The organism is Pseudomonas sp. (genome assembly GCF_030696055.1).
Classification (GTDB): domain Bacteria; phylum Pseudomonadota; class Gammaproteobacteria; order Pseudomonadales; family Pseudomonadaceae; genus Aquipseudomonas.
On sequence record NZ_JAUYNP010000120.1, the window covers coordinates 1 to 13,013 of the forward strand.

12 protein-coding genes are annotated in these 13,013 nt (G+C 62.3%); 6 read left to right on the forward strand and 6 right to left on the reverse strand.

Annotation, left to right across the window (positions count from 1 at the left end; genetic code table 11):
- Window positions 1-209: 209 nt before the first annotated feature.
- Together ybaK and glpK are read left to right on the forward strand one after the other, a co-directional pair.
- Window positions 210-680, forward strand: a complete 471-nt coding sequence (ybaK, locus tag Q8Q83_RS07185; protein ID WP_305622400.1) for a Cys-tRNA(Pro) deacylase — start codon at window positions 210-212, stop codon at window positions 678-680.
- Window positions 681-809: 129 nt separating this feature from the next.
- A complete protein-coding gene (glpK, locus tag Q8Q83_RS07190; protein WP_305622402.1) occupies window positions 810-2,297 on the forward strand; it encodes a glycerol kinase GlpK in 1,488 nt (495 codons plus the stop codon).
- A gap of 113 nt (window positions 2,298-2,410) precedes the next feature.
- Here the strand turns inward: glpK and Q8Q83_RS07195 are convergent, their stop codons facing one another.
- Both Q8Q83_RS07195 and Q8Q83_RS07200 read right to left on the reverse strand, forming a co-directional pair.
- On the reverse strand, window positions 2,411-3,193 hold the full coding sequence (locus tag Q8Q83_RS07195) for a type IV pili methyl-accepting chemotaxis transducer N-terminal domain-containing protein (RefSeq protein ID WP_305622404.1): 783 nt from the start codon (window positions 3,191-3,193) through the stop codon (window positions 2,411-2,413).
- 217 nt (window positions 3,194-3,410) lie between these two features.
- Window positions 3,411-4,640, reverse strand: a complete 1,230-nt coding sequence (locus Q8Q83_RS07200) for a hypothetical protein (RefSeq protein WP_305622406.1) — start codon at window positions 4,638-4,640, stop codon at window positions 3,411-3,413.
- A gap of 346 nt (window positions 4,641-4,986) precedes the next feature.
- On the opposite strand from Q8Q83_RS07200, the gene Q8Q83_RS07205 reads away from it, so the two are divergent.
- Entirely contained in the window at window positions 4,987-5,793 is an 807-nt protein-coding gene (locus tag Q8Q83_RS07205) for a PhzF family phenazine biosynthesis protein (protein ID WP_305622408.1), read from the forward strand.
- Window positions 5,794-5,805: 12 nt separating this feature from the next.
- Here Q8Q83_RS07205 and Q8Q83_RS07210 read toward each other — a convergent pair whose 3' ends face one another.
- Both Q8Q83_RS07210 and argF read right to left on the reverse strand, forming a co-directional pair.
- Entirely contained in the window at window positions 5,806-6,915 is a 1,110-nt protein-coding gene (locus Q8Q83_RS07210) for an ABC transporter ATP-binding protein (protein ID WP_305622410.1), read from the reverse strand.
- Window positions 6,912-7,832 (reverse strand): ornithine carbamoyltransferase, encoded by a 921-nt coding sequence (argF, locus tag Q8Q83_RS07215; protein WP_305622412.1) that lies wholly within the window; start codon window positions 7,830-7,832, stop codon window positions 6,912-6,914. Before argF ends, Q8Q83_RS07210 begins: the two co-directional genes overlap by 4 nt.
- A 331-nt stretch (window positions 7,833-8,163) precedes the next feature.
- On the opposite strand from argF, the gene Q8Q83_RS07220 reads away from it, so the two are divergent.
- Window positions 8,164-10,272, forward strand: a complete 2,109-nt coding sequence (locus tag Q8Q83_RS07220; RefSeq protein WP_305622414.1) for a molybdopterin oxidoreductase family protein — start codon at window positions 8,164-8,166, stop codon at window positions 10,270-10,272.
- Window positions 10,273-10,402: 130 nt separating this feature from the next.
- Entirely contained in the window at window positions 10,403-10,729 is a 327-nt protein-coding gene (gene grxD / locus Q8Q83_RS07225; RefSeq protein WP_305622416.1) for a Grx4 family monothiol glutaredoxin, read from the forward strand.
- A gap of 73 nt (window positions 10,730-10,802) precedes the next feature.
- On the opposite strand, the gene bfr is transcribed toward grxD, so the two are convergent.
- The gene (gene bfr / locus Q8Q83_RS07230) at window positions 10,803-11,273 is read right to left on the reverse strand and encodes a bacterioferritin (protein WP_305622417.1); all 471 of its coding nucleotides are present in this window, start codon (window positions 11,271-11,273) and stop codon (window positions 10,803-10,805) included.
- Window positions 11,274-11,621: 348 nt separating this feature from the next.
- Window positions 11,622-11,840, reverse strand: coding sequence for a bacterioferritin-associated ferredoxin (locus tag Q8Q83_RS07235; protein ID WP_305622419.1), 219 nt, complete (start codon window positions 11,838-11,840; stop codon window positions 11,622-11,624).
- Between the two features lie 293 nt (window positions 11,841-12,133).
- Here Q8Q83_RS07235 and Q8Q83_RS07240 point away from each other — a divergent pair, with 293 nt between their 5' ends.
- Window positions 12,134-12,736 (forward strand): peroxiredoxin, encoded by a 603-nt coding sequence (locus Q8Q83_RS07240; RefSeq protein WP_305622421.1) that lies wholly within the window; start codon window positions 12,134-12,136, stop codon window positions 12,734-12,736.
- Window positions 12,737-13,013 lie beyond the last annotated feature (277 nt).

Below are 13,013 nucleotides of genomic sequence, written 5' to 3' on the forward strand. Positions count from 1 at the left end.
CCCGGCAGTTTTTTATGGCCTGCCATCCATGGCGGCCACCCTACGGGCCGTCGCTGCGCGACGTTAAAAACTGCTCCCGGCAGTTTTTTATGGCCTGCCATCCATGGCGGCCACCCTACGGGCCGTCGCTGCGCGACGTTAAAAACTGCTCCCGGCAGTTTTTTCAGCTAAGGTACGCGAACTTTGTCAGATCGTTTTCACATTCGAACATGACCCCCGCCATCGACTTACTGAAAAAGGCCCAGGCTGTGCATCAGGTGCACAGTTACAGCCACGACCCCAAGGCCGCCTCCTATGGTTTGGAGGCGGTGGAAAAGCTCAAGCTGCAGCCGGAGTTGGTGTTCAAGACGCTGCTGGCCGCCAGCGAAAAGGGCGAGCTGTTGGTGGCGGTGGTGCCGGTGGCCGGCAGTCTCGACCTGAAAGCCCTGGCCCAGGTGGCCTGCGTGAAGAAGGCCGATATGGCCGATCCCACTGCCGCGCAGCGCGCCACCGGCTACCTGCTCGGCGGCATCAGCCCCCTGGGGCAGAAGAAACGCCTGCGCACCTTTATCGATGAGTCGGCCAAGCGATATTCGACTATCTATGTCAGCGCTGGTCGACGTGGGTTGGAAGTGGAACTGGCAGCCGAGCTATTGGCGCAGCTGACCCAGGCGGCTTTTGCCGCCATTGGTCGGCCATAGAGGATGTTGCGCCTTGCTTTGTTGGGCTTCGTGCTACTCAGCCCAACCTACAGCAGGCTCCGTAGGTTGGGCTGAGTGCAGCGAAGCCCAACATTCAATTGCAGACACAATTACAACAAGGAAAACCTTATGCCTCACTACCTGCTCGCCATCGACCAAGGCACCACCAGCAGCCGCGCCATAGTCTTCAGCAGCGAAGGCAAGCGGGTGGCCAGTGCGCAGCAGGAGTTCCAGCAGTTTTTCCCCCAGGACGGCTGGGTCGAGCATGAGGGCGAGGAGCTCTGGCGCAGCACCCTCCAGGTGTGCCGCGAGGCGTTGGCGCAGAGCGGCCTGCAGGCCAGGGATATCACCGCCATCGGCATCACCAACCAGCGCGAAACCACCCTGGTGTGGGACGCGCTGAGCGGCGAGCCGATCTATCGGGCCATCGTCTGGCAGGATCGGCGCACCGCCGATTACTGCAGCCAGTTGAAAGCCGCCGGCCATGAGCCGATGGTGGCGGCGAAGACCGGCCTGCTGATCGATCCCTATTTCTCCGCCACCAAGCTGCGCTGGATTCTCGAGACGGTGCCGGGTGCCCGCGAGCGGGCCGAGCGCGGCGAGCTGCGCTTCGGCACGGTGGACAGCTTCCTGCTGTGGCGCCTGACCGGCGGCCAGTCGCACAAGACCGACGCGACCAATGCGTCGCGCACCTCGTTGTTCAATATCCATACCCAGCAATGGGATGCGGAGCTGCTGGCGTTGTTCGAGATTCCCGCCAGCCTGCTGCCCGAGGTGCTCGATTGCGCCGCCGACTTCGGCACCAGCGCGGCCGAGCTGCTCGGCGCCGCCATTCCGGTATTGGCCATGGCCGGCGATCAGCAGGCGGCCCTGGTCGGCCAGGCCTGCTTCCAGCGCGGCATGGTGAAGAGTACCTACGGCACCGGCTGCTTTATGATCCAGAACACCGGCGCTACCCCGGTGGAGTCGAAAAATCGCCTGCTCACCACGGTCGGTTATCGCCTGAATGGCCAGGTCACCTATGCGGTGGAAGGCAGCATCTTCGTCGCCGGCGCGGCGGTGCAATGGCTGCGCGATGGCATCAAGCTGATCAGCCATGCCCGCGACAGCGAGGCGCTGGCCGAACAGACCGGCGATGCCTGCGGGGTCTATCTGGTGCCGGCCTTTACCGGCCTGGGCGCGCCCTATTGGGACCCCAAGGCCCGGGGCGCCATCTTCGGCCTGACCCGCGACACCGGGATCAAGGAAATCGTCACCGCGGGCCTGCAGTCGGTGTGCTACCAGACCCGCGACCTGCTCGAGGCCATGCGCCAGGACGGCGCCGCCGAACCCAGCGCGCTGCGGGTGGATGGCGGCATGGTGGAGAACAACTGGGTCATGCAGTTTCTCGCCGATATCCTCGGCGTGCCGGTCGAGCGCCCCCAGGTTACCGAAACCACCGCGCTCGGCGTGGCCTATCTGGCCGGCCTGCAAGCCGGGCTGTACCAGGACCTGGACAGCATCGCCAGCCATTGGCACCGCCAGCAACGTTTCGACCCGCGCATGGCCGACAGCCACCGCAGCAAGCTGTATGACGGCTGGCTGGATGCGGTCAAGCGGGTGCGCAGCGAGGGCTGAGGCTAGCGTGCTGTTGTAGGAGCCAGCTTGCTGGCGATGCTTTCCGTCTAGAGGGATCGCCAGCAAGCTAGCTCCTACAGGTGATGGCCGGCCAGTGCACGCTCCAAACTGCTTTATGAGCCCGCCAGCATCACCCCTTCGTATTGATTGGTCAGCGCATTCATCTGCCACAGTAGGGTTTCGGTGGTGGTGGCGATCACGGTCGGCACATAGCGTGAGTCGCTGGCCAGGTTGAAGCCGGCGCGGGTGAAGCGCCACTGCGCCTCGGCCTGACTCAGGCCTTTGGTGATCTGCGGGGTGTTCTGGCTGGCCTGTTGCAACTCCTGCAGCGCCAGTTCGAATTCAGCCACCGCTTGGTCGAAGTTGTGCTGCAGGCCGTCGATTGGCAGGTGCCAGCTGATGGCCAGATACAGCTTGGCGATGCGTTGGCTGAGCATGCGCTGGCGGCCACTGCGGTTGACCAGGCGTGCGCTCTGGCCGCCGTTATGCTGCTCGAGCAACTGCACCACCCGCTCGCTCTGCGCCAGCAGCTGATCGCTAAGCGCTAGCACGCTCAACGCGGTCTCTCTTTCCGGGCGCGACAGCGCCAGTTCGCGGTAGCGTTGCCAGGTTTTTCCGGCCTCTTCCAGGGCCGTGCGGATTTCCGCGGTGGGCGCATAGTCGATGAGGGCCAGGTAGTTGCTTTCGAATTTGGCGATACTCTGGTCGAGTTGTTGTTCGGCCAGGTCGGGGCGGATCTCGGCACCGACCATCAGGTAGCTCTTGGCGATGCGTTGGCTGAGCATGCGCTGCATGCCCGACAGGTTCATCGCCTCGGCGCTGTTGATGCCGGCCCAGGCCGTTGGACTGAGCAGGACGAGCAGCAGTATGAGGGGGGCGAGTAGACGGCTTGTCATAGGACTCTCCATAGGCACGCGGCGTAAGAACCTGTTTAGGATCTGCTGCGCGTCGGCCATCCGGCGTTAAAAACAGCCTCGGAATGCTCATTTACAATCAGTAAACTCCGCTTCCTCGGCTGTTTTTGCCTTGTCTGGCTCTAGCTCGCAAGATCGTAAACAGGTTCTAAGCGCCGCACGCCCATCAGTAGATGGCCCCATTGCGGGGCCGGGATGATCAGTAGCTGTATTGCAGCTGAGCCCACAACTTGTCGGTATCCACGGCGAAGTCGTCGGCATCGTAGCTGGCGTACTTGAGCATGCCGACCAGGCCCTTCACTCCTGGAATCGGGTGGGCGTAGGACAGATCGATTTCCTCGCCGTACTGGCTGCTGCCTTCTTCTGCGCGGAAATCGTGGTACCAGGCCTGCAGGGTGCCGCCCAGCAGCGGTGCGGTAACGCCGACATAGGCGTCCTCGACCCCGGCGGCGGGGGTCAGCAGGAACATATCGGCCCAGCCCTGGAAGGCGTGCTTGGTTGCCAGCGGGGTCTGGAAGGCGCGGTTGCCCGGGCCTTCGTCGCCGCCTAGCACTTCGTAGCCGGCTTTCAGGGCGATGCCCTTGATGCTGTAGCCCAGCTCGGCCAGAAGGTAATCGCTGTCCAGATCCAGGGGGTTGTCGGCGTATTCGGTCTGTTGGGCGTATTCCAGGGCATAGCTGACGCCCTGGACGGCACCGTTCAGGCGCAGGCCGGTGGTCTTGCTCGACTGGCTGGCGCCGGTCAGGTTGTCCAGGCCCAGGCGGTACTGGTAGGCAGTGGCGGTCAGCTCGGGCATCAGGATGTACTGAGCGTTGAGCAGGTGGCTGTGGCCTTCGATATTGGCCGGGTTGGCCGCGGTGTCGTACTTGCCGTTGCCGGGGCCGAAGATGGTGTTGATGTTGTCGATATAGGCATAGCTCAGGGTCAGGCCGTCCAAAGGCTTGAGCTGGCCGAGCACGCCGTCGTAGGTCTGCTCGTTCTGCCGCCAGGCCACGCCGCCGACGAAGCGCTGGTTGTCCAGGTTGATGCGCTGGCGGCCGAGCACCGCGCTGCCGTACTTGTGGTCGTAGCGCAGCAGGGCCTGGTTGACTTCGCTACCGTCCGGGTCGGCGACCACCGAGTATTCGCTCTGGCCGTTGCGCGTTTCGTTGTAGCTGGCGTTGCCGACACGGCTGACATTGTCGGCCTCGACCAGCGCAGACAGGCCGTACCACTTGCCGCTCTGGAAGCCGAGGCGGGTGCGCAGGGTCTGGGCGTTGGCATGCTTGAGGGCATTGTCCTGATCGACATGTTCAATGCGGTAGCGCGCATCGAGGATCGGCTTACCCTGGGTAAACAGGTTGCTGAGCGCCTCTTCGGCGAGGGCGGCGTGGCTGAGGGTGGTGCTGGCAATGGCCAGCGACAGCAGGGTCAGTTTCATCATGCGCATAGCGGTCTTCCTAATCGGGCCAAAAATCGCAAAAAAAAACGCCACAGCTCCCGCTTCTTCGGATTAGGAAGGGGATGCCATGACGTCGTTGTCGGATGTGTGGCAGACACGCCGTTGTGCTGACCGGGGTGGGTCTCTGCAGCTGGCGTGCCAGAATTTATAAGTTATTGATATATATTGATTTAACCTGTTTTTAATAGCCTTTAACGATTAAAAGATGCACCGTGCTCGCCCGTTGCGCATTGCGACGGTGCAGCTGTATCCCCCTGATAGCTGCTGTCTGTAGGGGGCGCAGGGAGGCGGTCTGCGGCATGCTCGCGCTTACCGCAGATCAGGAGTTTCTCTTATGCAGCTTGAGTTCCATCAGGTCGATGCCTTCGCCGACCGCCCCTTCGCCGGCAACCCGGCCATGGTCTACCGCCTGGATAGCTGGCTCGACGAGACGTTGATGCAGCAGATCGCCGCCGAACATAACCTGGCGGAAACCGCTTTCCTGGTGAAGAAGGGCGCGGCCTGGCATATCCGCTGGTTCACCCCGACTGCCGAGGTGCCACTGTGCGGGCATGCGACCCTGGCCAGCGCCCATGTGCTGTTCGAGCAGTATGCCGAGCCAGGCGAGTGGATAGACTTTAGCTGCCAGTCCGGCGCGCTGCGGGTGAGCCGTGAGGCCGGCCAGTTGGTGCTGGACTTCCCCGTGCGGCGCGCCGCGCCCTGTGCGTTGCGCGCGCAGGTCGAGCAGGCCCTGGGCATGCCGTTGCAGTCGCTATTGGCCTTGCCCGGCGCGCAAGGTATCCAGGAGTTGCTGGCGATTCTGCCTACGGAAGCCGCGGTGCGTGCCTGTCAGCCGGATTTCGCCGCGGTGGCCAAGCTACCGGGCCTGGGCCTGCTGATCAGCGCGCCGGGTGAGCGGCACGATTTCGTCTCGCGTTACTTCGCTCCCGGCATCGGCATAGAGGAGGACCCGGTCACCGGCTCGACCCATTGCATCCTGGTGCCCTATTGGGCCGAACGCCTGGACAAGACTGAGCTGCGCGCCTACCAGTGTTCGGCCCGGGGCGGCGAGCTGCGCTGCCGGCTCGAGGGCGAACGGGTGAAGATCGCCGGCCAGGCACTGTTGGTGGCCAGCGGCCGGTTATTTTTGCCGGAGGCTTGAGGGGCTGCCGCGTCAGCTGTCGCTGCTATAGCGGCGTACACCCGACTCCCCCAGTGTGACCTGGGCGGCGATGCTGCCCGGGGCGGGGAAGACCACCAGGTGGTCGGCGGCGACGCGGATACCGACTTCCTCGCCCGGCAGGTGGTCGGCGTGGCTGGGGAAGATAGATTCCAGCTGGCTGCCCGTCGCCAGCTGCAGGCGGTACAGGGTGGCGGCGCCGAGAAAGGTCTTGCCGACTATCAGGGCTTTCTGCGGGCTGTCCGGGGCGTAGACGATATCGTCCGGGCGCAGCAGCACGTCCACCGCGCTGCCGGTCGGCCAGGTATAGGCGCGGTTGCCGCGAATCAGGCCCAGTTCGGTGTGCACCGCATCCGGGCTGAGCAACTGGCCGCGAATAAAGTAGCCCTGGCCGATAAAGCTGGCGACGAAAGGCGTCAGCGGTTCGTGGTAGAGGTTATAGGGCGTGTCCCACTGTTCCAGCTTGCCTTCCTTGAATACGCCGACGTGGTCGCTGACGGCGAAGGCTTCTTCCTGGTCGTGGGTGACCAGGATGGCGCTGGTGCCGCGGGCCTTGAGGATGTCGCGGACCTCATGGCTCAAGCGTCGGCGCAGTTCGCCATCGAGGTTGGAGAAAGGCTCGTCGAGCAGCAGCAATTGCGGTTCCGGCGCCAGGGCGCGGGCCAGGGCGACGCGCTGCTGTTGGCCGCCGGACAGCTCGTGGGGGTAGCGCTTGCCCAGGTGGTTGAGCTTGACCAACTCCAACAGCTCGTGGGTGATGCGTTCGCAGTCGGGCTGCTTGCGGATACCGAAGCCGATGTTCTCGGCCACGCTCAGGTGCGGGAACAGCGCGTAATCCTGGAACACCATGCCGATCCGGCGCTTCTCCGGGGCCAGGGTAAAGCCGGCTTTGGAGATGACCCGATCGGCCAGCTGGATCTCGCCCTCCAGCACCGGCTCGAAACCGGCGATGGCGCGCAAGGTGGTGGTCTTGCCGCAGCCCGAGGGGCCGAGCAGGCAACCTATATCGCCGGCATTCAGGTGCAGATTGAGATTCTGCACCACCTTGTGTTCGTGGTAGCCGCAGCTCAGATCACGCAGGCTCAGCAGCAGGGGTTGGCTCATGCGTGGCGGTACGCCGCGGCGACCAGGAACTCGAGCAGGGCTTTCTGCACGTGCAGGCGGTTCTCGGCCTGATCCCAGGCGCCCGAGCGCGGGTCGTCGAGCAGATCTTCGCTGATCTCTTCGCCGCGGTGGGCTGGCAGGCAATGCAGGAACAACACATCGCTGGCGGCGGCATCGAGCAGGGCGCGATTGACCTGGTAGGGCTGGAACAGCTTGTGGCGCTCGGCGATTTCCTCTTCCTGGCCCATGGAGGCCCATACGTCGGTGCTCACCAGATGGGCGCCGGCCACCGCCTCGCGCGGGTCGCGGACTATTTGCACGCGCTCGCCGGCTTGCGCGAGGAACTTGGCATTCGGCTCATAGCCTGCAGGGCAGGCCACGCGCAGCTGGAAGTCGAACTGCTGCGCCGCCTCTATATAGGAGTTGCACATATTGTTGCCGTCGCCGATCCAGGCCACTGTTTTGCCCTTGATGCTGCCGCGCAGCTCCTGGTAGGTCTGCATATCCGCCAGCAACTGGCAGGGGTGCAGGTCATCGGACAGGCCGTTGATCACCGGTACCCGCGAGTTGGCGGCGAATTCGGTGAGGGTGCTGTGGGCGAAGGTGCGGATCATCACCGCATCGAGCATGCGCGACATGACGATGGCGGCATCGCCGATCGGCTCGCCACGGCCCAGTTGGGTGTCGCGCGGCGAGAGGAAGATGGCCTGGCCGCCGAGCTGGATCATGCCGGCTTCGAAGGACAGCCGGGTACGGGTCGAGGCCTTCTCGAAGATCATCCCCAGCACGCGATTCTTCAGCGGCTCGAACAGCACGCCGCGATTGCGCAAGTCCTTCAGCTCCATGCCGCGGCGGATCAGGCCCACCAGTTCATCCGGTGTGCAATCCATCAGCGAGAGAAAGTGTCTTGCGCTCATCGTTAACTACCTTTTGACAACAGGGCGCAGGTTCAAGGGCCGGAATAGAAGAAACGGCAGAGCCTGCGGCTGGGAGCCGCACAGTGCGACGAAACGGGGAGCCGCGATCTTATAAGCAAATGCCGCGCAGGCGCAAATTGCTCGGTTGTTCACCCTGCGCTGCGGGTTTTGCCGCGGCAGGCGGGGCCGCCTGTATCGGCAGGCATAATGCTGTGCGATTCACGCAGCGAACCCTGCTGGCGTGCTGGCTGGTCAGCCGCCATAGTCAATGCCTCGACAGGCTGTTGACGACCCCGGTGGTCGTTGCCAATACAAGACAAGAGGCCAGGCCATGACCAAGACCCTCCACCACCGTGCGTGCCATCTCTGCGAGGCCATCTGTGGCCTGACCATTGAAACCGAGTTGCAGGCCGACGGTTCGACCCAGATTCGCTCGATCAAGGGTGATGCCCAGGACAGCTTCAGTCGCGGTCATATCTGCCCCAAGGCCGTGGCCTTGCAGGATATCCAGAACGACCCGGATCGCCTGCGCCAGCCGATGCGCCGAGTGGGCAGCGAGTGGCAAGCGATCGAGTGGGAAGAGGCCTTCGAACTGGTCGCCAGCCGTCTCGCCGATATTCAAGCCCGCCATGGGGCCAGTGCCGTGGCCACCTATCACGGCAACCCCAGCGTGCATAACTACGGGCTGTTGACCCATAGCAATTACTTCCTCGGCCTGCTCAAAACCCGCAGCCGCTTCTCCGCCACCTCGGTGGATCAGCTGCCCCATCACCTGGTCAGCCTGCAGATGTACGGCCACGGCTTTATGCTGCCGATCTGCGATATCGACCACACCGACTTTATGCTGATTCTCGGCGGCAACCCGCTGGCCTCCAACGGCAGCATCATGACGGTGCCGGACGTGGAGAAGCGCCTAAAGGCGATCAAGGCGCGCGGCGGCAAGGTGGTGGTGGTCGATCCGCGCCGTAGCGAGACCGCGGCGATTGCCGATCAGCATGTGTTCGTGCGTCCGGGCCAGGATGCGGCGCTGTTGTTCGGCCTGCTCAATACCCTGTTCGAGGAAAACCTGGGGCGTGCCAGCCACCTACCGGTCGCCGGTCTGGATGAGGCGCGCCAGGCCATCGCCGGTTTCACCGCCGAGGCCATGAGCGCGCGTTGCGGTGTGCCGGCCGAGCAGATCCGCCAGCTGGCCCGCGACTTCGCCGCCGCCGACAAGGCGGTGTGCTATGGCCGCATGGGCGTCTCCACCCAGGCCTTCGGCACCCTCTGCCATTGGCTGATCCAGCTGATCAATCTGGTCACCGGTAACCTCGACCGCGAGGGCGGGGCGCTGTGCACCGAGGCGGCCATCGACCTGACGACCTCCAGCTCCGGCACCCACTTCGACCGTTGGCGCAGCCGCGTCTCCGGGCTGCCGGAATACGGCGGCGAACTGCCGGTGGCGGCGTTGGCCGAAGAAATGCTCACCGAGGGCGAAGGGCAGATCCGCGCCCTGGTCACGGTTGCCGGCAATCCGGTGCTGTCGACGCCCAACGGGCGCCAGCTGGAGCAGGCTCTGGACGGTCTGGAGTTTATGCTCAGCATCGACCCCTATATCAACGAAACCACCCGTTACGCCGACCTGATCCTGCCACCCACCGGGCCGCTGGAGCATGATCACTACGACATGACCTTCAACAGCTTCGCCGTGCGCAACGTCGCCCGCTTCAACCAGCCGGTGCTGGACAAGCCGGCCGGCGCGCTGCACGACTGGGAGATCTTCGTCGGCCTGGCCAAGGCCTTCGCCAGCAAGCTCGAGGTGGAACTGAAGCCGACCATGGCCCCGGCGCAGATGATCGATATGGGCCTGCGCATGGGCCGCTATGGCGACAAGTCAGAGCAGCAGCTGTCCTTGGCCAAGCTGCTGGAACACCCGCATGGCCTCGACCTGGGTGCGCTCAAGCCCAATCTGGCCGCGCGTTTGAATACGCCAGGCAAGCAGGTCCAGGCCGCGCCGGCCTTGCTCCTGAGCGATCTGCCGCGCTTCGCCGAGCAGCCGCTGCCCAAGGCCGACGAGCTGCTGCTGATCGGTCGCCGCCATGTGCGCAGCAATAACTCCTGGATGCACAACTACCACCGCCTGGTGAAGGGCAAGCCGCGTCATCAACTGCTGATGAATCCGGCGGATTTGTCTCAGCGCGGCCTGACCGATGGCCAACTGGTGCGGGTGCGTTCGCGGGTCGGGGCTATCGAGGTGGAAGTGGCGGCCAGCGAGGAGATGATGGCTGGGGTGGTCAGCCTGCCCCACGGCTGGGGCCATGCGCGCCCAGGGGTGCAGATGAGCATTGCCAGCGCACAGCCGGGCGCCAGCGCCAACGACCTGACCGACGAACGCCAGCTCGATGCCCTGTCCGGCAATGCGGCGCTTAACGGCGTACCGGTTGAGGTTTGCGCCGCCTGAGAGCGGTAGCCCGGATGCAATCCGGGGAGTGGCCGCGCTGAGGCAAGGCCGAGCATTACGCTCGGCTTTTGGTTACAATGGCGCCACCGTGCCGACCCGTGAGTCGGGAAGTTAAGTCCTGAGGTGCCCAATGGATATCATCGAAACCATCAAAGAACAGATCGGCAACAATACCGTTCTGCTGTACATGAAAGGCTCGCCGAACGCTCCGCAGTGCGGCTTTTCCTCCAAAGCTGCACAGGTTGTCATGGCTTGTGGCGAGAAATTCGCCTATGTCGACATTCTGCAAAACCCGGAAATCCGCGCCAATCTGCCGAAGTACGCCAACTGGCCGACCTTCCCGCAGCTGTGGGTCGGCGGTGAGCTGGTCGGCGGCAGCGACATCCTGGCCGAGATGTTCGAGAAGGGTGAGCTGCAGACCCTGATCAAGAATGCCGTGCAGAAAGCCGACGCTTAATCCGCTTTCTGTAGCAACAAAAAACCCGCCTAGTGCGGGTTTTTTGTTGAGGGGTTGAGGCTATTGCTGCGCCTTATTCGTCCATTTGCGATTGCAGGTAGTTCTGCAGGCCGACTTTCTCGATCAGGCTCAGTTGGGTTTCCAGCCAGTCGATATGGTCTTCTTCCGAGCAGAGGATCTCTTCCAGCAGTTCGCGGCTGGCGTAGTCGCCGATACTTTCGCAGTAGGCGATGGCCGCTTTCAGGTCGATATGCGCCTTGTGCTCGATCTTCAGGTCGCACTCGAGCATTTCCTGGGTGTTTTCCCCGATCAGGATCTTGCCGAGGTCTTGCAGATTGGGCAGGCCTTCGAGGAACAGGATGCGCTTGATCAGCTTGTCCGCATGCTTCATCTCGTCGATGGACTCGTGGTACTCGTGCTCGCCGAGCTTTTTCAGGCCCCAGTCCTCGTACATGCGCGCATGCAGGAAGTACTGGTTGATCGCGACCAGCTCGTTACCGAGGATCTTGTTCAGATGCTGGATGACTTTCTTGTCGCCTTTCATGCTGCCTGCCCTTGAGTGAAAGAGTGGATGCATGAGTCTGGGCTGGGGTATTTCCTCTGTCAAACCTAAGCGTATGAAAGCTAAGTAAAAATTAATCTGAATGCGAATATTTAAGTTCCGCATCGCGGCGCTAAGGCGTTGAAATCAGGCATAAAAAATGGCCGGGAGACATTTTTAACGTCGCGCATCGACGCTGCCCGCAGGGTGACCCTTATGACAGGCAGGCCGTTAAAAATTGTCTGGAACAATTTTTAACGTCGCGCATCGACGGCCCGCAGGGTGGCCGCCATGGATGGCAGGCCATAAAAAACCGGACGCCAGGTCCGGTTGTTTCCACAGCGGCTAAATCTAGGCGGCAACAAAACTGCCGGGGTAGGCCAAGGCAGCCTGACTGCTGTGCACTTCACTCAAGGTTTCGCGGACCACTTGCTTGGCCAGGCAGGCGCATTTGCCGCATTGGCTGGCGACGCCCAGGGTCGCGCGCACATCGCGGTAGCTGCAGCAGCCTTCATAGATGGCTTCGCGAATCTGACCGTCAGTAACACCTTCGCAGAGACAGACGTACATGATTAAGGCTCGTGGCAGGGCAGTGATAAGTTGCGAGAGATACTAATGCTAATGAGAATGCTTGTCAAAGAACAATTGGGAATTTGAACTTTTGGTGGTGTCGGATCAGCCGGCGGCCTGTCTGCGCAGGGCGGCTAACGGCCTGGGGCGAAGGGCAAAAGCGGTGGGCGAGGCTGAAAAGTGCGGTGTATGATGGTTGGCCCTGTTGGTGTAAGCCCTGTCTCGTTGAGATCGCATCAGCTTTATGCGATCCAACAGGCTTACGCCGAACTCATCACTTAAGGAGATCTCGAATGAGCGTACTCGTAGGTAAGCAAGCCCCGGATTTCAACGTCGCTGCCGTGTTGGGCAATGGCGAAATCGTTGACAGCTTCAGCCTGTCTTCGGCGATCAAAGGCAAATACGGCCTGGTGTTCTTTTACCCGCTGGACTTCACCTTCGTGTGCCCGTCCGAGCTGATCGCTCTGGACCACCGCATTCCTGAATTCCAGGCGCGCAACGTGGAAGTGATAGGTGTCTCCATCGACTCCCACTTCACCCACAATGCCTGGCGCAACACCCCGGTGGACAAGGGCGGCATCGGCCCGGTCAAGTACACCCTGGCCGCCGACATCAACCATGCCATCTGCAAAGCCTACGACGTCGAGTCCGCCGATGGCGTGGCCTTCCGTGGCGCCTTTCTGATCGACACCAAAGGTGTGGTGCGTTCGCAAATCGTCAACGACCTGCCGCTGGGCCGTAACATGGACGAGCTGCTGCGTCTGGTCGATGCCCTGCAGTTCACCGAAGAGCACGGCGAAGTCTGCCCGGCCAACTGGAAGAAAGGCGACAAAGGCATGACCGCGTCCCCAGAAGGCGTGGCTCAGTACCTGGCAGAGAACGCTGCCAAGCTGTAAGAACCTGCCTCGGATCTGCTGCGCGTCGGCGATACTGCGTTAAAAACAGCCTCGGAATGCTCATTTACAACCCGTAAACTCCGCTTCCTCGGCTGTTTTTGCCTTGTCTCGCTCTAGCTCGCGAGATCCGAAACAGGTTCTAAAGGCTGCGTTGCTGCACAAAAAAACCGGCTTAATGCCTAATGCCAGTCAGTTAAGCTGACTGGCATTTTTATTTCTGATCGGATACTTCGACGATTTGAGCCTGATGGCGCGTGGATAGATACGATCTTCTCGT